The organism is Bifidobacterium asteroides (assembly GCF_009683175.1).
Lineage (GTDB): Bacteria > Actinomycetota > Actinomycetes > Actinomycetales > Bifidobacteriaceae > Bombiscardovia > Bombiscardovia asteroides_H.
Genome location: NZ_WKKW01000003.1, coordinates 101,512 through 125,114, shown reverse-complemented (window position 1 = coordinate 125,114; position 23,603 = coordinate 101,512). Strand labels below are relative to the sequence as shown.

At 64.0% G+C, this 23,603-nt stretch carries 19 protein-coding genes; 5 read left to right on the top strand and 14 right to left on the bottom strand.

The window, feature by feature from the left end; translation table 11 throughout:
• Nucleotides 1–44: 44 nt before the first annotated feature.
• From mraY to mraZ, 7 genes are all read right to left on the bottom strand, one after another.
• Complete coding sequence (gene mraY / locus GKC41_RS05800) at nt 45–1,148, bottom strand: phospho-N-acetylmuramoyl-pentapeptide-transferase (protein WP_045935187.1); 1,104 nt, start codon at nt 1,146–1,148, stop codon at nt 45–47.
• 74 nt (nt 1,149–1,222) lie between these two features.
• A complete protein-coding gene (locus GKC41_RS05795) occupies nt 1,223–2,749 on the bottom strand; it encodes a UDP-N-acetylmuramoyl-tripeptide--D-alanyl-D-alanine ligase (RefSeq protein WP_154313360.1) in 1,527 nt (508 codons plus the stop codon).
• Between the two features lie 9 nt (nt 2,750–2,758).
• On the bottom strand, nt 2,759–3,640 hold the full coding sequence (locus GKC41_RS05790; RefSeq protein ID WP_029677927.1) for a hypothetical protein: 882 nt from the start codon (nt 3,638–3,640) through the stop codon (nt 2,759–2,761).
• Between the two features lie 46 nt (nt 3,641–3,686).
• Nucleotides 3,687–5,468: a peptidoglycan D,D-transpeptidase FtsI family protein gene (locus GKC41_RS05785; RefSeq protein WP_154313359.1), complete on the bottom strand. Its 1,782-nt coding sequence runs from the start codon at nt 5,466–5,468 to the stop codon at nt 3,687–3,689.
• Nucleotides 5,465–5,956, bottom strand: a complete 492-nt coding sequence (locus GKC41_RS05780; protein ID WP_154313358.1) for a hypothetical protein — start codon at nt 5,954–5,956, stop codon at nt 5,465–5,467. Before GKC41_RS05780 ends, GKC41_RS05785 begins: the two co-directional genes overlap by 4 nt.
• Nucleotides 5,953–7,044, bottom strand: coding sequence for a 16S rRNA (cytosine(1402)-N(4))-methyltransferase RsmH (gene rsmH / locus GKC41_RS05775; RefSeq protein WP_154313357.1), 1,092 nt, complete (start codon nt 7,042–7,044; stop codon nt 5,953–5,955). Before rsmH ends, GKC41_RS05780 begins: the two co-directional genes overlap by 4 nt.
• A gap of 11 nt (nt 7,045–7,055) precedes the next feature.
• Complete coding sequence (mraZ, locus tag GKC41_RS05770) at nt 7,056–7,538, bottom strand: division/cell wall cluster transcriptional repressor MraZ (protein WP_154313356.1); 483 nt, start codon at nt 7,536–7,538, stop codon at nt 7,056–7,058.
• A 277-nt stretch (nt 7,539–7,815) separates the two neighbouring features.
• Here mraZ and GKC41_RS05765 point away from each other — a divergent pair, with 277 nt between their 5' ends.
• Nucleotides 7,816–10,050 (top strand): HelD family protein, encoded by a 2,235-nt coding sequence (locus tag GKC41_RS05765; RefSeq protein WP_154313355.1) that lies wholly within the window; start codon nt 7,816–7,818, stop codon nt 10,048–10,050.
• 27 nt (nt 10,051–10,077) lie between these two features.
• Here GKC41_RS05765 and nrdR read toward each other — a convergent pair whose 3' ends face one another.
• Both nrdR and GKC41_RS05755 read right to left on the bottom strand, forming a co-directional pair.
• Complete coding sequence (gene nrdR, locus GKC41_RS05760) at nt 10,078–10,560, bottom strand: transcriptional regulator NrdR (protein ID WP_044097646.1); 483 nt, start codon at nt 10,558–10,560, stop codon at nt 10,078–10,080.
• 157 nt (nt 10,561–10,717) lie between these two features.
• Nucleotides 10,718–11,146 (bottom strand): LysM peptidoglycan-binding domain-containing protein, encoded by a 429-nt coding sequence (locus GKC41_RS05755; RefSeq protein WP_154313354.1) that lies wholly within the window; start codon nt 11,144–11,146, stop codon nt 10,718–10,720.
• Nucleotides 11,147–11,324: 178 nt separating this feature from the next.
• Here GKC41_RS05755 and lexA point away from each other — a divergent pair, with 178 nt between their 5' ends.
• Nucleotides 11,325–12,086, top strand: coding sequence for a transcriptional repressor LexA (lexA, locus tag GKC41_RS05750; RefSeq protein WP_229281676.1), 762 nt, complete (start codon nt 11,325–11,327; stop codon nt 12,084–12,086).
• 3 nt (nt 12,087–12,089) lie between these two features.
• On the opposite strand, the gene GKC41_RS05745 is transcribed toward lexA, so the two are convergent.
• From GKC41_RS05745 to hflX, 3 genes are all read right to left on the bottom strand, one after another.
• Complete coding sequence (locus GKC41_RS05745) at nt 12,090–13,019, bottom strand: cation diffusion facilitator family transporter (protein ID WP_154313353.1); 930 nt, start codon at nt 13,017–13,019, stop codon at nt 12,090–12,092.
• A gap of 71 nt (nt 13,020–13,090) precedes the next feature.
• The gene (locus GKC41_RS05740) at nt 13,091–14,053 is read right to left on the bottom strand and encodes an L-lactate dehydrogenase (protein WP_024627229.1); all 963 of its coding nucleotides are present in this window, start codon (nt 14,051–14,053) and stop codon (nt 13,091–13,093) included.
• A 101-nt stretch (nt 14,054–14,154) separates the two neighbouring features.
• Nucleotides 14,155–15,621 carry a GTPase HflX gene (gene hflX, locus GKC41_RS05735; protein ID WP_324612071.1) on the bottom strand — a complete coding sequence of 489 codons (1,467 nt, stop codon included), beginning with the start codon at nt 15,619–15,621 and terminating at the stop codon, nt 14,155–14,157.
• A gap of 222 nt (nt 15,622–15,843) precedes the next feature.
• On the opposite strand from hflX, the gene GKC41_RS05730 reads away from it, so the two are divergent.
• From GKC41_RS05730 to GKC41_RS05720, 3 genes are read left to right on the top strand one after another with little or no spacing between them, the layout of a single operon-like run.
• Complete coding sequence (locus GKC41_RS05730) at nt 15,844–16,506, top strand: class I SAM-dependent methyltransferase (protein WP_154313352.1); 663 nt, start codon at nt 15,844–15,846, stop codon at nt 16,504–16,506.
• Nucleotides 16,503–20,594: an ATP-dependent RNA helicase HrpA gene (gene hrpA / locus GKC41_RS05725; protein WP_154313351.1), complete on the top strand. Its 4,092-nt coding sequence runs from the start codon at nt 16,503–16,505 to the stop codon at nt 20,592–20,594. Before GKC41_RS05730 ends, hrpA begins: the two co-directional genes overlap by 4 nt.
• Complete coding sequence (locus GKC41_RS05720) at nt 20,591–21,478, top strand: hemagglutinin (protein ID WP_154313350.1); 888 nt, start codon at nt 20,591–20,593, stop codon at nt 21,476–21,478. The genes hrpA and GKC41_RS05720 overlap by 4 nt, the downstream gene beginning before the upstream one ends.
• A gap of 9 nt (nt 21,479–21,487) precedes the next feature.
• Here GKC41_RS05720 and glnA read toward each other — a convergent pair whose 3' ends face one another.
• Nucleotides 21,488–22,825 carry a type I glutamate--ammonia ligase gene (glnA, locus tag GKC41_RS05715; RefSeq protein WP_045935176.1) on the bottom strand — a complete coding sequence of 446 codons (1,338 nt, stop codon included), beginning with the start codon at nt 22,823–22,825 and terminating at the stop codon, nt 21,488–21,490.
• A gap of 46 nt (nt 22,826–22,871) precedes the next feature.
• Nucleotides 22,872–23,603, bottom strand: coding sequence for a bifunctional 1-(5-phosphoribosyl)-5-((5-phosphoribosylamino)methylideneamino)imidazole-4-carboxamide isomerase/phosphoribosylanthranilate isomerase PriA (gene priA / locus GKC41_RS05710; RefSeq protein WP_154313349.1), 732 nt, complete (start codon nt 23,601–23,603; stop codon nt 22,872–22,874).

Below are 23,603 nucleotides of genomic sequence, written 5' to 3'. Positions count from 1 at the left end.
GCATGATACCGGCTGCCGAAGTCCGGTACCGTGAATGGACGCACTCAGATGGGCAGCCCGGAGCGGACCACCCAGTCCGCATAGAAGCAGACCAGGGCCAGCAGGACGAAGATCAGGTCCACCATCCAGAACCGGACAACCACCTTGGACTCCTGCCAGCCCATCAGCTCGAAGTGGTGGTGGATGGGCGCCATCTTGAAGACCCGCTTGTGGGTGAGCTTGAAGTAGCCCACCTGGATGACGTCGGAGGCGGCCTCTCCCACGAAGAGCCCGCCCAGGATGACCGCCAGCAGCTCGGTATGGGTGGCGATGGACAGGGCTGCGAAGAGCCCGCCCAGAGCCAGGGATCCGGTGTCTCCCATGAAGATGGAGGCCGGATTGGTGTTGTACCAGAGGAAGCCGAAGCAGGCCACGGCCGCGCAGCAGGCGATGATGGCCAGGTCCAGGGGGTCGGAGACCGCATAGGCATGTCCGGGATGGCTGCCGCCCTTCAGGTGGTAACTCTCCCAGAAGGCGATGACCGTGTAACCCACGAAGGCGATCATGGAGGAGCCCGAAGCCAGCCCGTCCAGGCCGTCAGTCAGGTTGACGGCATTGCTCCAGGCCGTCATCAGCAGATTGACCCAGATGATGAAGAGCACCACGGACAGGACGCTGCCCGCCATTCGGAAGTCGATGATGGGCTGCTCCACGAAGGATATGCCCGCCTGGGCGCTGGGGTAGCCGTTCTTGGTGGGCAGCTTCAGGGCCAGCACCGCGTATATGGTGGCCAGAATGAACTGACCGATGAACTTGGCCCTGACCGACAGGCCCAGGTTCTGCTTTTTGCGCACCTTGGCGAAATCGTCGATGAAGCCCAGGAAGCCCATGGAGAGCATGGCGAACAGGACCAGCATGGCCGACAGGGACACGGACTCCCCCCGCGACAGGTAGCGGTAGAGCGCCGAGGCCGCCCAGCCCAGCAGGATGGCCAGGTTGATGACCAGCCCGCCCATGGTCGGGGTGCCGCGCTTGACCAGGTGGGACTTGGGCCCGTCCTGGCGGATGTACTGGCCGTAGTGCAGGCGGTGGACCAGCCGTATCAGCAGGGGGGTCCCCGCCAGCGTCACCACCAGGGCGACCAGGATTCCGATGATGAGGGCAATCACAGTGTGTACTCCAACTCTTGGATTCTGTCCTTGAATATTAGACCCCGCTGCGGGGATGCCGATGGACCCATGGCTCAGCCCTGCCACCGGTCGGCCAGATCGGACAGGCCGGACATGTGCGAGCCCTTGAGCAGAACCAGATTCTGCCGGTCCGAATGCCTGGCGCACAGGCGGCGGACCATCTGGTCGGCCTGGTCAGCGTCCTGGGCAAAGAGGACACGCATGGACCCAGGCTGATCCTCGCTCGGATCGGATGGGCCGCCGGCACCACGGACCAGGGCCTGGACCAGAGCATCCATCTGTTGGTCCCGGCAACCCACCGCGACCAATGCATCAATGCCCTGACGACGGCAGTAGGCGCCAATCTCCTGGTGCAGATGCTCCCCTCGATCGCCCAGCTCAAGCATGACCCCCAGGACCGCTATCCGATAGACCGGGCCATCGGATCCCTTCCAGGCGGACAGGGCGTCCAGACCGGCCCGCACGGAGTCGGGATTGGCATTGAAGGAATCATCGATCAGGGTGAAGGAGGCATCAGGCAACCGGACCGACGATAGGGCCATCCGATGCGGACTGATTTGCCGCTGTCGGCCCAGCTCATCGGCGATGCGCTCTGCGTTCAGACCAAGGGTGTGGGCCACCGTGGCGGCGGCCAGGGCGTTCATGACGTTGTGCCGTCCGGGGATGCCCAGACGCAGCCGAACCGGCTGCTGGCCACGCAGGCACAGCTCGAAGGCCGGCCTGTCCAAGCTGTCACTGTCCAGAAAACGAGCCGAGCCGTCCAGGTCGCGGTCCTGCCCACCATCCTCAGTGGTCATCCCAAACCGCAGAACAGGCCCAGAGGCCAGATCGGCCATGGCGGCCACCCGGGGATCGTCGGCATTGAGCACGGCGGTCCCACCCGGCACCAGGCCCTGCACGATCTCGCTCTTGGCCTGGGCGATGCGCTCCACGGAGCCGAATTCACCCAGGTGGGCCACTCCCACTTTGAGGACCAGGGCGATGTCCGGGGGAACCATCCGGGTCAGACCTGCAATCTCGCCCACGTGGCTGGCTCCCATCTCCGCCACCAGGTAACGGGTGTCCGGCCCGACCTCCAAGGCGGTCAGAGGCAGACCGATCTCATTGTTGAAGGACCCGACCGGAGCCACCACAGGACCCAGCAGGGCCAGCAGGGAGGCCAGCAGATCCTTGGTCGTGGTCTTGCCGACAGAGCCGGTGATGCCGATGACAGTGAAGGGACCTTGTGCCTCGCGCCGACGGTCTATGTTGGCCCGGGCCAACAGACCCAGAGCCACAACTGTATCGTCCACAAGAATCTGAGGCAGGTCAGCACCTGGAACCAGGTGGTCGACCAGGGCCGCGCGGCAGCCCTTGATACCCAGACCGGGAACATAGTCATGGCCATCCACATGCTCGCCCTTGATGGCTACGAAGAGTCCATCGGCCCCCGCCTGCCGGGAATCGGTCACCACCCGCATGCGCACCGACCGCCGATCGGGTTCGCGACCGGGACCGGCCTCGACCAGCCGACCGTGCACATATTCGACGACCTCTTCCAGGGTCATGGGCATGGACCCGGCCCCTACAGACTGACTCATCCTCACCTCTCAGGACATTTCACGGGAGACGCGCAGGGCGCTCCTGATGTTGTTGCGTTTGACTCCGGCGGCCATGGTCATGGCGATGCACAGGGACAGGTCGTCGCTTTCTGCATCGGCGGGCAGGGACTGGCGGGCCAGGTCGTCCGATTCCTCGTTACGTCGGGCCACAATGGTGTGCCCGCCCAGGCTGAATCCGTATCGGCGGGCCCTGGAGATCAGGCGTACATGCCGCATATCGCGGGTTGAGCCCTCCTGGGCGCCTAAGGCCACCACATCCAGATTCACCGCCTGCAGGGCATCCCTGGCCAGGGTCTGTTCATCCACGGAGATGACCACGGCGGCCGCTCCGTCCTCCAGGGCAATGGACAGACTGCGCTGCACATCGAACATGCTCAGGGGGTATTCCAGGTCCAGTCGCCGGTCCAGCGAGTATGAGCCCTTGGCACTGAGAATACCGACGGGATTGCCCAACACGTGCAGGAAGTCGGCCAGGAGATCCACCTGGTCCTGCACCTGGGAACCGACCAGGGCAAAGACAGCCAGGGCTCCAGAAGGGTCTCCAGCGGCATTGGCCAGCAACTGGCCCATCTGCCAGGGGTGCATGGTGCCGAAGAGCAGGGGTATGTTGGCTCGTCCCACCTCTTGGCGGGCCGAAGTCGGCAGCAGGGCTGCGTAGGCCCCTCGACGCTCGGCCTCCTCGATCATGCCCTGGTCCACCTGCTGGTCTGCAGGCACATAAAGGCTGCCGGGCCGTACTGAGGGCAGGTCGTCCACCAGTGAGGTCACCGTGACTGGTTCAGCGAAGTCGGGGACCAGGGTAAGCCCGTAGCGCCCCTTGAGCTGACCCAGGGTCAACCGTCGGGAGATTGATTCACTCAGCGCACTCATGCTGCAATCTCTCCTTCGTCCGGGAACGCCATGATGCCTGCCGGTATCACCATGTTACCGGGATAGCATCGGTTCTGGGCTGGGACGTGGGGACCTGGTATTTCTGCATAAGGAATTCACCGATCTGGGCGAAGATGGGACCTGCGGTGACGCCGCCGAAAATCCCGGCGCTGCTGTGGGGGTTCTTCAGCACCACGGTGATCACAAAGCGGGGATCGTCAGCGGGCAGTATGCCCACCCAGTCGCTGACGATGCCGCCCAGCCTGCCGGAGCTGTCGGCTACCTCGGCGGTGCCGGTCTTGGCGGCTATCCTGTAGCCTTCCACCTTGACCGTCTTATCGTATTTCTCTGACACCGATTCCATTGCGTTCATGACCTCGGCGGCCACCTTCTCGTCCACGACCCTGACCTGATGAGCTTTGGGGGCGCCCTGACCGCGGATGATGGTCTGGTCGGAACGGACCCCCTTATTGGCAAGGGTGGCGATGGCATTGGTCAGCTGAACGGCGTTGGTGGCATAGCCTTGGCCGAACAGCACCGTGTTCCGGGTGCGCCGGTCCCAGGTCTGAGGTGTGGTCAGCAGCCCCTTGGACTCCCCCGGCAGACCCAGGGCCGAGACCTGGCCGATGCCGAAGCGGGTCAGATAGTCGTAACGCTTCTGGTCCGGATAGTTCTGGCCGGCCATGACCATGCCCACGTTGGAGGAATTCTGCAAAATTCCGGCCAGCGTCCAATGCTCGTCCCCATGGTTGAAGGAATCCTTGTACTGCTGGTTGTCGAGGGTGATGTGGTCGGGCACTGTAAAGCGGTCGGTCATGGAGTGCGCCTGCTCCTGGAGCATGCCAGCGGCCGAGATGGTCTTCCCGACCGATCCGGGCTCGAAAGTCTCCGCCACCGCCCTGGAGGAGTTGACCTTGGCCTGGTCGCTGCCCGCCTGGTAATCGTCGGAGTCGGCCAGGGCCAGGATCTCGTTGGTGCGGGTGTCCTGAACCACCGCCAGTGCCCAGTCCGCATGATAGTTCTGGCAGCCTGACTTGAGGGCCTGGCGGACATACCAGAGCACGTCCTGATCAATGGTCAATCTCACATCCTTGCCGTTGACCGGATTGCGCTGACGGGTCATGGTTCCGGGAATCTCCTGGCCCAGCATCCCCTGCTGATAGACCGTATAGCCGTCAGTGCCGGTCAGCCGCCGATTCTCCATCTGCTCGATCCCGGCCACTCCCTTGCCGCTGTCGTCGATGCCCCCGATCAGGGCTCCCATCAGATCCGCGTGAGGATAGGTGCGTTCGCTGCTCAGTTCGGCCGTGATGATCCCCTGCAGCCCCAGCTTGTCGATGGAGCGCTTGACCTCGGGAGTCACCCGTTTGGCCAGGACCACGTACCGTCCGGGAACGCTGAGCTTGCCGCCCAGCTCCATGGCGTTCATCCCCAGGGCCGGTGCCAGAAGACGTGCCACGCCGGCAGCACCGTCGGCACCCACCGGATGGCCCTTGATGCTGTGGCAGTCGTTTCCGGTGCGCTTGGTGCAGTTGATTGGTATGAAAGAGGCGGCCGCCTCGGGGTCGCCGATGATGTTGTATCGCTCCAGGCTCTGGGCCAGCACCCGGCCATTGACATCCAGGATGCGGCCACGCTGGGCCTTGATGGTGTGCGGCACGGTGCGACCTGCCGCAGCAGCCTGGGCCATGGACCTTCCGTCAAAGAGTTGGATGTAGGCCAGCTTGCCCAGGGCCAGAGCGGCCACCAGGATCAGAATCAGGCCCACAGACAGCGAACGCTTGCAGAAGGAAAGATGCCAGGAGCGCTTGGTTCCCTTGCCGCTCATGGATGCCCCGCCTTGCCATGGGCATCCTGAGGAGGCTTGTAGCCCTGCAGATCGATGGAGTTCAGACCCTGCTGTGGCTGCATGCCCAACTGCTGGGCCTTGTCCGGCAGAGAGGCCTGGAGCTGGTCGAGCTTGTTCTGGTCATCCTGGACGTCCTGGTTGAGATTGCTGATCTCATGCTGGATCCGGGTGGCCTCGAAAGAATCCTGGACCATCTGGGTGCGCAGCATCAGGGAGCCGAACATGCAGGCCGCCAGAAAAACCACCGATGTCATAATCCGCAGCAGAGGATTGCCCCGGGTCCGCGTCCAGCCGATCAGACGCCGGACCCCCTCAGCCACTGGACCTCGTTCCTGCTGGCGCGCCTTGCCTGCCTTGCCTGTGCCCTTGATCAGACTGAGCTCAGGCCTGGTGGGCATCTCCTGGATGCGGGGATGCCCCTTGTCCGGGGAGGCCTTGGAACGGACCGAACGTGCTGGCATGGTCATGACCGGCGCCTCGATTCCGAGCCGTGGCCGGGATGGCGATGATGACCATCTGAGAACTCACCACGGGCTTCGGACTCAAGCCGATGACGACGCTCCTCAGGGATTGTCCCAATCATCTCCACGGCCCGCAGGCGCACCGAGGCGGACCGGGGGTTGCTTTCCCGCTCGGCCACATCGGCCTTGATGGCCCCATGAGTCAGATCCGATAAGTAGGGACGGGCCTGATCGGGCACCACCGGCATGCCCGCCGGCAGGTCCACATGCAGCCCTGATGCCATGAAGCGCTTGACCATACGGTCTTCAAGGGAGTGGTAGGACTCCACAATCAGACGACCACCCTGGGTCAAGCGAAGAATGGCCTGAGGCAGGGTTCGCCGCAGGCGGTCTAGCTCTCCGTTGACCTCGATGCGCAGGGCTTGGAAGACCCTCTTGGCCGGATTGCCCGGAGGACGGTGGCCACGTGGCACAACCCTGTCAACCAGACGATCCAGCTGGGCCGAGGTGGTAAGCGGCTGCTCCTGCCTGACCTCCACGATGGCCCGGGCGATGCGTCCTGCATAGCGCTCCTCCCCATACCGGGAGAAGATGCCGGCCAACTGGTCCTGGTCGTACTCGGCCAGAACCTGTGCAGCCGTCAGCTCCTGGCTGGTGTCCATACGCATGTCCAACGGAGCGTCCTGCCGGTAGGTGAACCCCCTGTCGCGCTGGTCGATCTGCAGGGAGGACAGCCCCAGATCCATGAAGACCAGGTCTACCTGGCCCAGGCCCAGGGCATCCAGCTGCTGATCCAGCTGGTCAAAGGGGGCATGCACCGGGGTGAAGCGGTCGGCCAGGCCCTCGTCACGCATCCGGCCCGTGGCCAGGTCCAGAGCCTCAAGATCCCTGTCGATGCCAATAAGACGGGCCTGAGGACAGGACTTGAGGAAGGCGGTGGCGTGACCGGCCAGGCCCAGCGTGCAATCCAAAGCCACGGCCCCCCGGTGCTCCAAGGCGGGCCGGGCCAGCGCAAGACAGCGCTCCAGCAGGACGGGACGATGGACCATGCCGCTGTCCACAGCCTCCTGGTCGGGCGGATTGCGATTTTCCATGAGGGCCTCCATCAGCAATCCACCGCCGGAAGAACATCGTCGGCAATATCGGCGTAGCCCTGCTCCTTGCTTTCCAGGTAGGAGGACCAGGAATCCTGATCCCAAATCTCGGCACGGGTTCCCACACCGATGACCACGACGGGGCCGGTCAGCCGTGCGTAGGAGCGAAGCATGGGCGGAACCAGGATGCGCCCCTGCTTGTCGGGGATCTGGTCGACGGCGCCTGACAAAAATACGCGCAGGTAGTCCCTGGCTGACCTGTCGCCCATGGAAGTGTGTTGGATGCGCACGGCCATCCGCCGAAATTCCTCGGTGGGCAGCAGGCTGACGCAACGCTCCTGACCGCGGGCCATGACCAGACCCTGACCCAGCTGAGCGCGGAACTTGGCCGGCAGAGCCAGGCGTCCCTTGGAATCCATCTTGGGTGTGTAGGTACCCAGAAGCATGGGCGGCAGGGAAGGCGAGGAGGCATCTGCCTCGTATGTATCGGCCATGCCCCACCTCCAATGCCAGTTTGGTAACCATGGGACGACCCCATCGGGTAGCGTCCCCTACGCAATGCTCCCCACTTTACCCCACTTATCCCCATTGCTCACCACCATGACACCATTTCAGGCCCAAACCCAACCATTCGACTCACCAAAGGGACCGGCCCGGCGTTTCGCCACCCGTCAAAGAGAGCGCGGCCGAGGGTCTTCAGAGCCGAAAAAGTAGAGGTCGAGCGGTATATTGGATCATCCGATTTTTGAACATTGGACAGAACGGACGCACATGTCGAGCTATTCCTCACAGCTGCATGAAGAGCAGACGGCGGTGGACAGGGCCTACGGCCGTCTGGACGAGCTGCGGACACAGGCCAGGACCAGACTGGATGCAGTCAGGGCCGCCGGCTCACACGGATCCCCCACCCAGCGCACCGAGCGGGATTCCTTCGCCAACATGTATGAGGACCGGCTGACCCAGCTGCGGGCCGTGGAGGACCGTCTGGTCTTCGGCCGACTGGATACGGCCCAGGGCGGCCGGCGATATATCGGACGGCTGGGTCTGCTGGACAGCAACCACGAGCCCATTCTGACCGACTGGCGTGCCGAGGCCGCGCGCCCCTTCTACGAGGCCACCCCGGCGGACCACGGCGACATCGTCATGCGTCGGCACATCACCCTCAACTTCCGCCAGGTCACCGGCATCGAGGATGAGGTCCTGGACTTATCCGCCCCCGAGGTAGATAAGGCGGCCCAGGGCGGCACGCTTGCCGGCGAGGGCGCGCTCATGGCCTCCCTGTCCAGCCGCCGTACCGGGCAGATGACCGACATCGTAGCCACCATCCAGGCCGAACAGGACCGGATCATCCGCTCCCCCATGACCCGTCCGCTGGTGGTCCAGGGCGGGCCGGGAACCGGCAAGACGGCCGTGGCCCTGCATCGGGCGGCCTATCTGCTCTACACCCACCGGCGCAGACTGGAGAGTTCGGGCGTGCTCATCGTCGGGCCCAGCAACGCCTTCCTGCACTACATCGACCAGGTCCTGCCCTCCCTGGGTGAGACCGGAGTGCTCAGCCGCACCATAGGCGACCTCATCCCCGGCATCAGCACCGAACGCCAGGAGGACCCGCACGTGGCCCGACTCAAGGGGGACATCCGCATGGCCGAGGCCGTAGCCAACGCCGTCGCATCTCGGGAGCGGGTACCTGGCTCCCTGCCCACGGTCAAGGTGGACGGGGTTGCCGTACCCATGCTGGCGGTCGACCTGGAACAGGCCCTGGTCGATGCACGCCGCAGCCATCAACCCCACAACAAGGCCAGAAACACCTTCGTGCGCTCGGCCCTGAACGCCATGACCACCCGCTATGCCGAGGGAGTGGACTATCAGCCCGGAGCCGAGGAACTTGCCCGGGTCACCTCCCTGCTGCGTCTGAACGACCAGGTGCGACGGACCCTCAATCTGGCCTGGCTCCCCATGAACCCCCGCTGGCTGGTCAACGACCTCTGGTCCAGGCCGGACCGTCTGCGCCGGTTCGCCCCCTGGCTGACTCCTGAACAGATTGACCTGTTGACCCGCCAGGACGGCGCCGAACTGACCGTATCCGACATCCCCATCCTGGACGAGGCCATGGAGCTGCTGGGCCCCGACCCCCACCAGGCGGATCGAGATCAGGCTGAAAAGGCCCGCCGCGAGGAGGAACGTCGGTTTGCCAGCGACACTCTGGCTCAAAACGGCATCGGCACAGGCATCGTGACCTCGCAGATGCTGCTGGATTCCATCAACGGCCAGGACGATAACCAGGCAGCCACCCAGGCGGCCGGCGACCGAGAATGGGTCTACGGGCACATCGTGGTCGACGAGGCCCAGGAGCTGACGGCCATGGACTGGAGGATGCTGGTCCGGCGCTGCCCATCCCGGTCCTTTACCATCGTCGGGGATGTGGCCCAGACAGCGGCCCTTGGTGGCACACGGTCCTGGGCCTCCACCATGGACAAGCTTTTCGGCCCGGACGGGTGGGACCTGCGGCAGCTGACCATCGACTATCGCAACCCTCGCCAGGTATCCAACCTGGCCTCCTCCTTCGCAGCCTCCGAGGGTCTTGAGGTTTCCACACTCAAGGCCGTGCGCGAGGTGGAAGGATCAGTCAGTCATCTGCGAGCAGAGGATCAGGCCAGCCTGCTGGATCAGCTGCCTGACCTGGTGGGCGAATTGGCGGAACGCCATCTAGGCAAAGACGGTACCGGGCGCCTGGCCATCATCGTTCCCAGTGCCTTGGAAGCCGAGGTCAGCTCCCGGCTCCATATTGATAAGTCACAGGAGCACCAGATCATGGTCACGACCACCGGCCACACCAAGGGACTGGAATTCGACGCCGTGGTTCTGGTTGAACCTGGAGCCATTCAGGATGAAGCCCCCTCCAGACTGAGCGCGGCGGCCGACCTTTATGTGGCCATGACGCGACCGACCCAGGAGTTGGTCATCGCCCAGACATCCAAGGATCAGAGGCTGCTGGACCTGGGATGATGTGCCTATGTGCCTGAGTAGCTAATTTCAGGACTGTGCAGTTGCAGACTGCTCTTCAGCTGACTGGTCCTCGGCGCGCAGGGTATCGATGGCTTGTTGGAAGTCCTCCAGGTTGCTGAAGTTGCGGTATACCGAAGCGAAGCGCAGATAGGCCACCTCATCCAGCTCCCTGAGGGGCTTCAGGATGGCCCTGCCGACCTCTTCCGAATCAACCTGGGCCAGGCCGCGCGAACGTAGATCCTCTTCGACCTGCTGGCCCAGGAGCTTTAGGTCATTCTCATCGATGGGCCTACCCTGGCAGGCCTTCCTCACACCAGAGATGACCTTGTCGCGGTTGAAAGGCTCGGCATTGCCTGAGCGTTTCATGACCAAGAGAATCGAAGTCTCCACCGTGGTGAACCGACGCGAGCAGTTCGGACACTCACGGCGGCGTCTGATGGCATGGCCGTCGTCGCTGATTCGCGTATCCACAACCTTGGTATCGGGATTCTGGCAGAAAGGACAATGCATAGATAATATCATAGCGCCAAAGGACCGCGAGACCCACGTATACCGGGCCTATCAGCGTACAACCCTGGACAAACTCCTCGAATTCAGCTATCGCCTTCGTTCAGACGACAAGTCATTGAAACCCCTTCATTGATTCACTGGATTGAAAGTCACGGTCTCAATCGTCGCTGGGGATCAGAATTCGGTCGCCAACACGCAGATTGGGTGAAGACATATTGTTGATCTGCATGATGCGGTCCACGTTTTTAGTGACATCCTCACCTTGTGGTGTGATCGAGGCCGCGTAGGACCAGACGTTATCGCCCGGACGAACAGTTCTGGTGATGACCTCCTGCGGTCCTGGAGCGGAGCTGGCCGGTCGAGCCATCAATCCGATTCCAGCCAGGGTCAGAACAGCGACAGCCAGAAAAACCGCAAATCTATGCACAACGACACTCAGAAAACCTTGCTCGGACACACAGGCTTTAACAGCTCTACGAAGATGAGCCATGACGGACGAGAACACAGAACCTACATACGCCCGGCAGGCCGAAAACAGGTTCGACGGCGCAGACATGCGGGAACTGGCACAGGTACGAACAACCATGGCACACCTCTTTCGAACATTTGTTCTATCGAACAGATGTTCTCATTGTGGCACCGCAAGAGCCATTTGGCAAGGCTGATTCGAACATTTGTTTGATTTTTCACTCCCGGCAGGTTAGACTGAGTTCAGTTTGCAAGGAAAGGAGCCCATCGTGAGTACCATCCCCTTTACCGGGTCCATGGCTACGAGCTCCCTCAACCAGGCCACTGTCACCAACAGCGCCGACTCTCAGGAAGCCGCTGAAACCTCCGTCAACGCCGAGAGCCTGAATAAGGGATCCCGACCTAAGCTGACCGATCGCCAGGCCAGGGTTTTGGAAGCTATCAAGCGGCACCTGGCAGAGCGCGGATTCCTGCCCTCCTACAGGGAGATCGGCAAAGACGCAGGACTACGCAGCACTTCTTCCGTCAAGCACCAGCTTCAGGTCTTGCAGGATTTGGGCTACATTCGTCTGACTGCCAACAAGGGACGTGCCATAGAGTTGGTTCAGGACCAGCCTGAGCCGGCTGCAGGAACCGCCAAGATTGTACCCTTCCCCGACACGCAGGCCGACGAGGCAATCATGCAGTCGCGCGACGTGCCCCTGGTCGGCAGAATCGCCGCCGGTCAGCCCATTCTGGCCGAGCAGCATGTGGACGATGTCATGCGTCTGCCCGAACGTCTGACGGGATCCGGTGAGCTATTCATGCTCGAGGTCCATGGGGATTCCATGGTCGATGCCGCCATCTGCGACGGAGACTTTGTTGTCGTCCGCCGTCAGCAGGAAGCCGAGAACGGGGATATCGTCGCGGCTCTGCTGGACGATGGGGCCACGGTAAAGACCTTCCGACGCGAGAAGGACCACGTTTGGTTGATTCCCCACAACCCGGCATACTCCCCTATTGACGGCACCCATGCCGTCATCATGGGTAAGGTGGTCACCGTTCTGCGCAAGGTCTGAAGGCTACATGTCCAAATGCTCGCCGCTGCTGTCTCTGTGCCCCTGCGGCTCTATCTGAAAAGTCGTGTGTTCGACCGAGACCGGAAAATGATCGCGCAGGCAGCGTTGCATGCTGGTCAGAATACGTTCGTTTTCAACGGCCGTCGTACCCTTGGGAACGATTACGTGTGCTGTCAGCTGAGGCAGGCCGGTGGAGACGCTGTTGGCATGTAGGTCATGAACCTCAAGTACGCCAGGCACATCCTCCAGGTGCTTCCTGACCTTGGCCATGTCGAGGTCTGCTGGGGTCTCCTCAAGAAGCACGGAAACACTGCTGGCCAGCAGTTTGATAGCACGCGGAATCATCAGCAGAGCGATCAGACCTCCCGCTACGGCGTCAAATCCGGCCCAGCCGGTGAGCATCATGACCACTGCTGATACCAGAACCGCGACCGAACCCAGCGCATCGTTGACCACTTCGAGAAAAGCGGCGCGCATGTTCAGGTTGTCCTTATGCCCGGAGGCCAGGACCAGGATGGACCCCACATTGGCAGCCAGACCCAGGATGCCGAAGAAGAGCAACAGCCCCTGCTGATGGACCTGGTCCCGCCCAGGTGACCAGAGCCGCAAGACAGCCTCCACAATGGCGTAAATGCCCACAGCCAGCAGAACCAGAGCCCCGCCAGCCGCCGTGATGACCTCCAGGCGGGACCAGCCCCAGGTCCGCCGGTTTGTGGGGCGGCGCTCCATCAACACTGCAGTGACGGTGGAGGCGATCAGCACGGCCATGTCGGTCATCATGTGCCCGGCGTCGACCAGCAGGGCCAGGCTTCGGGTGACCAAGGCGCCGACGACTTCGGCCACGAAGACCGACCCCGTCAGTGCCAAGGTCGTCAGCAACTGTCGACGATGGGCGGACCCGCCGCCCTGGACAACACCTTCATGAGCGCTCATGCATACCCCGATTCATCAGTCACCAAGGTATGCCACCAGGGGGCACAAGGCAAGGGTGTTCTGGGAAATACTCAGAAGCCGAACTTGCTTGCCGTCTCCTTGAGGGTCTCGGCGGAACGCTTCAGAGCAGCCAGCTCTCCGTCGCTCAGAGGGGTGTTGATATGGGTGTTGACCCCGTCACGGTTGAGCACGCTGGGAACCGACATGCACACGTCGGAGATCCCATGGAAATCCTCCAGCAGGGAGCTGACCGGCAGGATCCGGTCGGTGCCGTTCAGGATGGACTCGATGATGTCCACGCCGGACATAGCGATGGCGAAGTTGGTCGCCCCCTTGCCCTCGATGATCTGGTAGGCGGCGTTCTTCACCTCCTGGTGGATCTCCTCACGCTTGGCCGCATCGAGGGGCTCATGGCCGGGCAGCTCCATCCAGTCGCACATGGGCACGCCGCCGATGGTGGCCGAGCTCCAGAGCGGGACCTCGGAGTCGCCGTGCTCGCCGGCGATGTAGGCATGGACGTTCTTGACGTTGACCCCGGTCTGCTGGCCGATCAGGTAGCGCAGGCGGGCAGAGTCCAGGTTGGTACCCGAGCCGAACATCTGATTGACCGGCAGTCCGGACAGCTCCAGGGAAACCCTGGTGACGATGTCAACGGGGTTGGTGATCAGCAGGAAGATGGCATTGGGGGCCACCTCGACCATCTGAGGGATGATGGACTTCATCATGTTGATGGTGGCGCCGGCCAGGTCAAGCCGAGTCTGCCCAGGCTTCTGCCTGGCTCCGGCCGTGATGACCACCATGTCGGCGTCGGCGCAGATCTGAGGATCGTCCGAGCCGTCGATGGTGACCGTGGGGTAGAAGCTGGATCCGTGCTGCATGTCGCGGACCTCGGCCTCAACACGCTGGGCGTTGATATCCTCAAGGACGATCTCCCGAGCCACACCGCGCTGGGCCGCCGAGAAGGCCAGGGTCGACCCCACGGCTCCGGCTCCTACGATCGCTAGCTTGGTTGGCTTGATTGATGATTCCGCCATAGTTTTATGGACCTCTCTTATCGGAACCCGGGAAACGGGTTTGCCGCTGACACAACATACGTAGTCTACCCAGCATAGGTGACCTGGCGTGCATCCGCCCCTTAGGAGTTCAGTCCTCCCGATGGCGTGTCACCCGCCGGAGCCTGCAAGGGCTTTTGATCAATGGCCTGGTCAAGCACGGCAGCCGCCAGCCGGTCATCCACATCAGCGCTCAGCGCAACCCCATCGGCCCGGTATTCCAATGAATCCACCCGTCCCAACTGCCGCACCTGCTCCAGCAGGGAACCACTGGTGTAGGGCAGGATGGCCTGGACATGCACGGCGGGTGCGGGCAGCAGCTCCTCCACCCGCCTGCGCAGGGACTCAAGACCCTGACCTTGCCTGGCCGAGACCAAAAAGGCCTCAGGCTCGAGGTTGGCAAGCCGCTGCCGGGCATCCTGGTCGATCAGATCCACCTTGTTGAAGACCAGCAGGCGTGGAATGGACTCGGCGCCGGGGATGTCTGCCAGCACGGCATCCACTGCCCTGATCTGCCCGAAGGGATCGGGGTGGGAGCCATCCACGACGTGCAGAATCAGGTCGGACTGACCCACCTCCTCCAGGGTGGATTTGAAGGCCTCGACCAGCTGGGTGGGCAGGCGGCGGACGAACCCGACCGTGTCCACATAGACGTAGAGCCGGCCATCTGCCGCCTTGGTCCGCCTGACGGCCGTATCCAAGGTGGCGAAGAGGGCGTTCTCAACCAGTTCCTCGGACCCGGTCAGCCGATTAGTCAGCGAGGACTTGCCGGCATTGGTGTAACCCACCACGGCCACAGCCGGCAACTGGTAACGCCGCCGGGACCCACGCTTGACCTGACGCGAGGGGGCCATCTGGGCAATCTGTCGCTTCAGCCGGGAAATCCGCCGCCTGATGACCCGCCGATCGGTCTCGATCTTGGTCTCTCCGGGTCCGCGGGAGCCTATGCCGCCGGCCTGCCCGGCAGCCTGTCCTCCGGCTTGGCGGGAGAGGGATCCGCCCCAGCCGCGCAGCCTGGGCAGCATGTACTCCAGCTGTGCCAGTTCCACCTGGGCCTTGCCCTCTCGGCTGGTGGCGTGCTGGGCGAAGATGTCCAGAATCAGGGCCGTCCTGTCGACCACCTTGACCTTGGTGACATCCTCAAGGGCACGTCGCTGGGAGGGATGAAGGTCGTCGTCGGTGATGATGGTGTCGGCGCCCAGCCGGGCCACGATATCCGCCAGCTCCCGTGCCTTGCCCGAGCCCAGGTAGGTGGCCGGATCAGGCTTGACACGCTGTTGGAGCAGTCCATCCAGCACCTCGGCCCCGGCTGTCCGCGCCAGGGCGGCCAACTCGCGCAGGGACTCCTCGGCCTGACCGACCGTGGTCCGCGAACCCGACCAGACGCCGACCAGGACCACCCGCTCCAGACGGACCTTGCGGTACTCCACCTCGGTCACGTCCTGGAGCTCGCCAAGCCCCTCGACATGGCGGAAGGCATTGAGTCGACTGCGCTCCTCCCACTCCTGATCCTGGTCCTGCCCGACCTGCCCTTCGCCGCGGGTCAGCACCTCGGACTTGTGTAAGAGCGGGTCCTGGCGGGCATCGTCAACTGCTGAACCATGCTCTTGGGTCGGTTTTTCTTGGGTCAAAGGCACCTCTGCATTGATCTATGGACTAGGGAACGAATCCGGTGTAGGCGGAATCATGACACAGTCTTTATTATCATCTTCTTAGCAGACATCAGCGAGCGCCCGACGGACGGGCAGTCTTCAAAGACGGACAGGATGGACATGACGCACAGGGACCATGGCAGCAGCCGGGGGCAATCCTCCAGGACCGGGACGGACGGAGGCGAACAATACTTCGTAGCCCGTCCGGCCTCCCCCGACCAGCGGCGGACCATCCAGGTTGAACTCGCCGGCCGCACCTGCCAGGTGGAGGTCTCCAACGGGGTCTTTTCGTCGGGCAGGCTCGACCTGGGCACCTCGGTCCTGCTCAAACGCGTCCCCCAGCCCCCGGCCGAGGGTGACTTTCTGGACCTGGGCTGCGGCTGGGGTCCCATCGCCCTGAGCATGGCCATGCAGTCACCCAAAGCCAAGGTCTATGCTGTGGACACCAACCTCCGAGCCCTGGATCTGACTGCCCGCAATGCAAAAACCCAAAGTCTTGACAGGATTCGCACCTTGACTCCGGAACAGGTGCCGGACGATCTACGCTTCGACCTGATATGGTCCAATCCGCCCATCCGAGTGGGCAAGGCGGCCCTGCACGACCTGCTGATGACCTACCTGCCCAGACTGAAGCCCCAAGGCCGGGCCTACCTGGTGGTCCAGCGCAACCTGGGCGCCGATTCCTTGATTCCCTGGCTGGCTGAGGCCCTGGGCTCCGGCTGGACGGCAGAGAAGTATGCCTCGGCCAAGGGCTACCGGATCATCGAGGTGGGCCGGGCATGAGGTTCGAGTATCCTGCCGAGCTGCCCATCAGCGCGGCCAAGGAGGACATCGTCCATGCCGTGCAGTCCTCCCAGGTGGTCATCGTCTCAGGCCAGACCGGCTCGGGCAAGACCACACAGATCCCCAAGATCCTCCTTCAGATGGGCCGCGGCGACCACGGTCGTCAGATTGTGCACACCCAGCCCAGGAGGATCGCCGCCAGAACCGTGGCCGAGCGCATCGCTTCGGAGACTGGCACCAGGCTAGGCGACCAGATCGGCTACCAGGTCCGCTTCACCGACAAGTCCAGCAGGAGCACCCGCCTGCGAGTGGTCACCGACGGCATCCTCCTGGCGCAGATCCAGGGCGATCCCCAGCTACGGGCCTACGACACCATCATCATCGACGAGGCCCACGAGCGCAGCCTGAACATCGACTTTCTGCTGGGCTACCTGACCGCCCTGCTGCCCAAACGGCCCGATCTGAAGCTGATCATCACCTCGGCCACCATCGATTCGGTCAAGTTCCGGGACCACTTCGCCAAGGCCCTGCACACCCAGGTGCCCGTGCTGGAGGTCTCCGGCCGGACCTATCCGGTCCAAACCCTCTACGAGCCCGCCGGATCGGCACCTGCCCTGATGCGGCATGTACCCGGGTTCGACTCCGATGGGGAAGGCCAGGACAGGGAGGAACCGGACATCCCCAAGGCGGTGGCCCGGGCCTGCGCCGAGCTGGTCATCCACTCCACTCATGAGGACGGCCCCAGGGACATCCTGGTCTTCGCAGCCGGCGAGCGCGACATCCGTGAGTACGAAACCGCCCTGCGACGCCACTTCGGCCCGCGAACCTCCGACATGCGCCGCCCGGACGCCCTGGAGATCATCCCCCTCTTCGCCCGCCTGTCGGCCAAGGAGCAGCACCGGGTCTTCGAACACCACGGCCATCAGCGCATCGTGATCGCCACCAACGTGGCGGAAACCTCCCTGACGGTACCGGGCATCCGATACGTGGTGGACCCGGGATTGGCCAGGATCAGCCGCTATTCCAAGTCGGCCAAGGTCCAGCGCCTGCCCATCGAACCCATCTCCCAGGCCTCGGCCGATCAGCGTGCAGGCCGCTGCGGACGTGTAGCCGACGGCATCGCCATCCGCCTGTATGCCAAGGACGACTATGACACCCGTCCCAAGTTCACCGACCCGGAGATCCTGCGCACCTCCCTGGGTTCGGTCATCCTGCATATGCTCTCGGTGGGCGTGGCCCATACGGCCGAGGACGTCACCGACTTCGGCTTCATCGACCCGCCCGACACCCGAGCAGTCAGCGACGGTCTGCGGGAACTGACCGAGCTGCAGGCCATCTCCCGCCAGCAGGGCCTCATCCGGCTGACCAATCTGGGACGACGGCTGGCCAGGATCCCCATCGACATCCGTCTGGGCAGAATGATCCTGCAGGCCGGCCAGGATGCCACCCCGGACACCCTGGCCGCCGTTCTGGTGGTCGTGGCCTTCCTCTCCCTGCAGGACCCTCGCGAGCGACCTGAGGAGAAGCGCGAGGAGGCCGATCGGATCCATGCCCGCTACGAGGACCCATCCAGCGACTTCCTGACGGCCCTGAACATCTGGAACCGCTTCTTCCCGCAGGACAAGGAACCCTCCAACGGGGCCCTGCGCAAGGCCTGCAAGCAGGAGTACATGGCCTTCCTGCGCATGCGGCAGTGGCATGACCTCTACCGGCAGCTTGCCCAGATGTGCCGGGGCCTGCACATGAAGGTGGGCTCCCCCGTCCCCGTCAAGGGACCGGATCAGGCCCTGCTGGCCCTGCCGATTGGGCAGCAGGCGGCCCATGCCCTGGTCTGCTCCTGGGACGACCAAGGCATCCACCGGTCCATGCTGGCCGGACTGCTCTCCAGCATGGGCATGCAGGTGGTGCACGAACCCAAGGCCTCCGATTTCGCCGGCCTGCATGGTGCCGCCCGGGCCAAGGCCATGAAGCGGGCTCGCCGGCAGGCCAAGAACGACTATCAGGGGGCGCGCGGCACGCATTTCGCCATCTTCCCCGGCTCTGCCCTGGCCAAGGCCAATCCGCCCTGGATCATGGCCGCCGAACTGGTGGAGACCTCCCGGCTCTGGGCGCGCTGCTGTGCAGCCATCGACCCCGCCTGGGCCGAGCCCCTGGCCAAGTCCCTGACCAGGACCACCTACGCCGAGCCCCATTGGTCGGCCTCCCGTGGTGCCGCGGTGGCGACCTCAAAGGTTCTGCTCTACGGCCTGCCCATCGTGCGCGACAGGACGGTCCAATGGGCCCGCATCAACCCCGGCCAGGCCCGGGACATGCTGATACGCCAGGGCCTGGTCGAGGGTGACGTACGCGAGCGCTTCCCCCATGACGGCTTCATTCAGGCCAACAGGCAGGTGCTCAGCGAGGCCGGAGAGCGGACCAGCCGGACCCGTCAGGTGACCGGCACCGTCACCGAGGAGGACCTCTACGATTTCTACCAGGAGCGCATTCCCCAGGAGGCCACCTCCCTGGCTGCACTGGGCGCCTGGTGGCGGAAGCACCACGATGCGGACCCCCACCTGCTGGACTTCGACCCCGACAAGGTGGAGCGCCTGAACGACCAGTCCGCCTCCTACCGACCCGGGGACTACCCCGACCACTGGCACACCCTGGGCATCGACGGCCGGCCCATGGATCTGCCCCTGACCTACCGCTACCAGCCGGGAGAGCCGGACGACGGCATCACTGTCCACATCCCCCTGCACTGCCTGAACCAGCTGACACCCGGACAGTTCAGCTGGACCGTGCCCGGTCTTCTGGACGACCTGATCACAGCCACCATCAAGTCCCTGCCCAAGGCCCTGCGGGTCCAGTTCGTCCCCGCCCCTGACGCCGCCCGGACCATCCGCGCCTGGATAGACGGCCACTATCCCCTGTTGCCCGGCGCCGATCCGGCGCCGGCAGAGCAGGCCACCTACGGGTCGGCGGACCAGCAGCATGCAGACGAAGACGAAAACAGTGCAGGAGCCATCCCCGCCGGAGGCTGGCCGGACTTCGAGCAGGCCTTCACCGCCGCAGCCATCGATACGGTCGGAGCCCAGCTGCACCCGGAGGTCTTCACCCAGGCCAGGTTGGAACGGCTACCCGACTACCTGCGCCCCACCTTCCAGGTGGAGGAGGATCGGCGCCAGGGCCACGGCCGCAAGGGCCAGGGCCACCCCAAGGTCCTGGGCCGGTCCAAGTCCCTGACCGACCTGCAGCGCGACCTGGCCGGACAGGCCCGGCAGTCGGCCCGGTCCCGGGTGGACTCCCAGGCCAGCAAGGCCGCCCGACAGGGTCAGGTGGTCAAGAGCGCCGACCTGCTCCACCAGTCCGGCGCCACCACCAAACCGCGCGAGGAACTGATCTGGCAGGCCGCCCTGGACAAGCTCCACCTGCCTGCCCAGCGGATCTCCTCGCGCTGGCTGAGCCGGGAGGCCCTGATGCTGGCCTCGGCCCCCTACCCGAGCACCTCCTCGCTTGCCGAGGACCTGCAGATGGCCGCTGTCAAGCGCCTGATCCCCCACACCGAAGCCGTGACCGACGACCGGACCCTGCAGGAGGCTGTGGCCGGCGTCAGCCAGGTCTACGAGGACACCGTCTATCAGGTGGCCAGGGATGTGGTCGCCATTCTGGAGACCTCGGCCCAGGTGGACAAGGCCGTGTCCGGCCCGGCCGATCTTCCCCTGCTCTCGGTCCTGCAGTGGATACGCCAGCATTCTGCCAATCTGGTGGCCAAGGGCTTCATCGGCGCCGATCCGCCCTATGCCCTCCCCCGCCTGCACACATACCTGAAGGCGGACCTGATGCGCCTGGACAAGGCCCGCAGGGACAAGGATCGTGACGTACGATGGGCATGGCAGGCGCAGACCGCCCAGGATCTGGTGGACCAGGCGGCCAAGGCGGCCCAGGCTCTGCCCGCCGGTCCCGGACGAGACCAGGCCATGGACCGTGCGCAAAGGGGACGTTGGATGATGGAGGAGTACTTTGTCTCCATCTGGGCCCAGGAGCTGGGGACGGCCATCCCCGTCAGCCTGCAAAGGATCAGGAAGGCGCTGGAAGGAAAACCATGAACACAAGGCCATCAGGACGAGCACGCAGGGGCGGCAACAAACGCAGACGGATGACCCTCCGCCGCGCGCAGACCCTGGGGGCAGCCCTGATGGCCATAGTCCTGGTGGTCGCCCTGTGCATCCTGGCCGTCCGCTTCGTCTCCTACCGGCTGATGGTCGGCCGCGTCATCCGCCACCAGGAGCAGCTCTCCCAGGAGTACGTCTTCAATCCAGGCAGGATCATCACCGATCACCGCTTCCATGACACGGTGGACATGAACGCCGACGATGTCCAGGCCTTCCTGGACCAGAAGGGGGGATCCTGCAACGGCTCCACCTGCCTGCGCAGTCTGCAGATGGATGTCCCCGACCGCCCTGGCGACGGCCTATGTGATGCCTACAAGGGCGGCAAGGGGCAGAGCGCGGCTCAGATCATCGACGGGTCAGCCCGCTCCTGCGGGATCAGTCAGAAGGTCCTCCTGACCATGCTGCAAAAGGAGCAGCACCTGGTGGCCACCGACCAGCCCCCCACCCAGGTTCAGCTCCAGTCGGCCATGGGCCTCTCCTGCCCTGACGATGCAGACTGCGACGCCCGCTACGCCGGATTCTTCAACCAGGTCTACGGTGCCGCCCACCGGTTCCGCTACTACCAGGCCCACCGGGACCAATACGGCTACCAGACCAAGGCCCTGAACGATGTGCGCTTCAGCCCCGATGCCTCCTGTGGCAGCGGCAAGGTCTACATCGAGAACGATGCCACTGCCCTGCTCTACATCTATACGCCCTACCAGCCCAACGAGGCAGCGCTGCGGGCAGGCGACGGCGAGGGCAACCGCTGCTCAAGCTATGGCAATCGCAACTTCGTCATCATCTACAACAGCTGGTTCGGCCGATCGGACCAGTGAGCCCCGGATTCAAAGCCTGGGCAGGTAGTAGGCCAGCTCGTAGGGGGTGACCTGCCGGCTGTATCCGGCCCACTCCCGGTGCTTGTTGCGCAGGAAGTACTCGAAGGTCTGCTCGCCCAGCACCTGGGCCACGAAGTCCGACTTCTCCATGACCTTGAGGGCCGCGTCCAGGCTGTCAGGCAGGGGCTCGATGCCCATGGCCTGCCGCTCGGCGTCGGTCAGCTCCCAGACGTCGTCGCTGGTGGGCTCACCCAGGGTCATCTTCTGCTCGATCCCGTCCAGGCCCGCAGCCAGCAGCACCGAGTATGCCAGGTAGGGGTTGGCCCCCGGATCCAGCCCCCGGAACTCCATCCTGGCCGAGTTGCCCTTGCCGGGTTTGTACTGGGGTATGCGCAGGAGGGCGGACCGGTTGTTGTGCCCCCAGCAGACGTAGCTGGGTGCCTCGGCTCCCCCCCAAAGCCGCTTGTAGGAGTTGACGTACTGGTCGGTCACCGCGCAGATCTCGGCCGCATGGGCCAGGATGCCGGCGGCGAACTGCCGGGCCGTCTGGGACATGTTGAACTCCTGGCCCACCTCGTAGAAGGCGTTGGTGTCCCCCTCGAACAGGCTCAGATGGGTGTGCATGCCCGACCCCGGCTTGTCGGTGAAGGGCTTGGGCATGAAGCTGGCGTAGATCCCCCGCTCCAGGGAGATCTCCTTGACCACGGTCCGGAAGGTCATGATGTTGTCGGAGGTGGTCAGGGCGTCGGCATAGCGCAGGTCGATCTCATTCTGTCCTGGTCCGGCCTCATGGTGGGAGTACTCCACCGAGATGCCCATCTGCTCCAGCATGTTGACGCAGGCCCGGCGGAAGTCCATCCCCGGGCTGCGGGGCACATGGTCGAAGTAGCCGCCCTCGTCGATGGGGGTCGGAACCTGGGACCAGTCATCCTGGTTCTCGAACAGGTAGAACTCGATCTCCGGATGGGTGTAGAAGATGAAGCCCTTCTCCTTGGCCTTGGCCAGGGCGCGCTTGAGCACATGCCTGGGGTCACCGCTGCTGGGCTCGCCATCCGGTGTGAGCACGTCGCAGAAGATCCGCGCCGTACCCTGGGGTCCGCCCCTCCAGGGAAGTATCTGGAAGGTGGACGGGTCGGGCTTGACGATCATGTCATCCTCGGAGACCCTGGTCATGCCCTCGATAGCCGAGCCGTCGAAGCCCAGCCCCTCTTCGAAGGCGACCTCCAACTCGGTGGGCGCTATGGCCACCGATTTTAGGGTTCCCAAGACGTCGGTGAACCAGAGACGAATGAACCGGACATCGCGCTCCTCGACAGTGCGCAGCGCGAACTCCTCTTGCTTATCCATAGAGCCTATGCTCCCATTCCTATATTTCGCAGATTTGCTTATAGCGTTAACAATGCCCTGAGACCAGGTTAAGCGCCTGCTCCAGCGTGAAGGCCCCCTCATAGAGGGACTTACCCAGGATGGCGCTGTCCACGCCCCGATCGGCCAGATCCAGGATCCGGCTCAGGTCATCGAGGCTGGATATACCTCCCGAGGCGGTCACCTTGGCCGGAGTCCGGTCAGCCACCTGTCCCAGCAGATCCAGGTTGGGACCGGTCATCATCCCGTCGCGTGTCACATCGGTGACCACGTACCGGGTGCACCCGTCACGGTCCAGTCGCTCCATGGCCTCGAAAAGGTCCCCGCCCTGTCTGGTCCAGCCCCGGGCGGCCAGGGTGTGTCCGCGCACGTCCAGACCCACGCAGACCCGCTCGCCGTATCGATCCAGGACCTGGCTGGTCCACTCCGGGTTCTCCAGGGCCGCCGTGCCGATGTTGACCCGGGTGGCGCCGGCATCCAAGGCTGCCTCCAGGCTGGCGCCGTCACGGATGCCGCCACTGAGCTCCACCTTGACGCGATCGCCCAGCTCGTTGACCAGGGCGGCCAGCTTGTCTCGGTTGTCGCCCGTGCCGAAGGCCGCATCCAGGTCGACCAGGTGGAGCCACCCGGCACCCTGGTCCACCCAGGCCTTGGCTGCATCGGCAGGCTCACCATAGACCTTCTCGGAACCGGAGATCCCCTGCTTCAGACGGACCGCCTTTCCGTCACGGACGTCGACAGCGGGTAGGAGCGTCAGCAT

What these genes read in the sequence shown, in the direction of transcription:
- GKC41_RS05765 (WP_154313355.1), top strand. Translation starts at nt 7,816, where the DNA reads ATGTCGAGCTATTCCTCACAGCTGCATGAAGAGCAGACGGCGGTGGAC.
- GKC41_RS05720 (WP_154313350.1), top strand. Translation starts at nt 20,591, where the DNA reads ATGAACACAAGGCCATCAGGACGAGCACGCAGGGGCGGCAACAAACGC.
- GKC41_RS05755 (WP_154313354.1), bottom strand. Translation starts at nt 11,146, where the DNA reads ATGGTTGTTCGTACCTGTGCCAGTTCCCGCATGTCTGCGCCGTCGAAC.
- mraZ (WP_154313356.1), bottom strand. Translation starts at nt 7,538, where the DNA reads ATGGCCGATACATACGAGGCAGATGCCTCCTCGCCTTCCCTGCCGCCC.
- GKC41_RS05790 (WP_029677927.1), bottom strand. Translation starts at nt 3,640, where the DNA reads ATGAGTGCGCTGAGTGAATCAATCTCCCGACGGTTGACCCTGGGTCAG.
- GKC41_RS05785 (WP_154313359.1), bottom strand. Translation starts at nt 5,468, where the DNA reads ATGAGCGGCAAGGGAACCAAGCGCTCCTGGCATCTTTCCTTCTGCAAG.
- glnA (WP_045935176.1), bottom strand. Translation starts at nt 22,825, where the DNA reads ATGGATAAGCAAGAGGAGTTCGCGCTGCGCACTGTCGAGGAGCGCGAT.
- priA (WP_154313349.1), bottom strand. Translation starts at nt 23,603, where the DNA reads ATGCTGACGCTCCTACCCGCTGTCGACGTCCGTGACGGAAAGGCGGTC.
- GKC41_RS05795 (WP_154313360.1), bottom strand. Translation starts at nt 2,749, where the DNA reads ATGAGTCAGTCTGTAGGGGCCGGGTCCATGCCCATGACCCTGGAAGAG.
- GKC41_RS05730 (WP_154313352.1), top strand. Translation starts at nt 15,844, where the DNA reads ATGACGCACAGGGACCATGGCAGCAGCCGGGGGCAATCCTCCAGGACC.
- rsmH (WP_154313357.1), bottom strand. Translation starts at nt 7,044, where the DNA reads ATGGAAAATCGCAATCCGCCCGACCAGGAGGCTGTGGACAGCGGCATG.
- GKC41_RS05740 (WP_024627229.1), bottom strand. Translation starts at nt 14,053, where the DNA reads ATGGCGGAATCATCAATCAAGCCAACCAAGCTAGCGATCGTAGGAGCC.
- nrdR (WP_044097646.1), bottom strand. Translation starts at nt 10,560, where the DNA reads ATGCATTGTCCTTTCTGCCAGAATCCCGATACCAAGGTTGTGGATACG.
- lexA (WP_229281676.1), top strand. Translation starts at nt 11,325, where the DNA reads ATGGCTACGAGCTCCCTCAACCAGGCCACTGTCACCAACAGCGCCGAC.
- hrpA (WP_154313351.1), top strand. Translation starts at nt 16,503, where the DNA reads ATGAGGTTCGAGTATCCTGCCGAGCTGCCCATCAGCGCGGCCAAGGAG.
- GKC41_RS05745 (WP_154313353.1), bottom strand. Translation starts at nt 13,019, where the DNA reads ATGAGCGCTCATGAAGGTGTTGTCCAGGGCGGCGGGTCCGCCCATCGT.
- GKC41_RS05780 (WP_154313358.1), bottom strand. Translation starts at nt 5,956, where the DNA reads ATGACCATGCCAGCACGTTCGGTCCGTTCCAAGGCCTCCCCGGACAAG.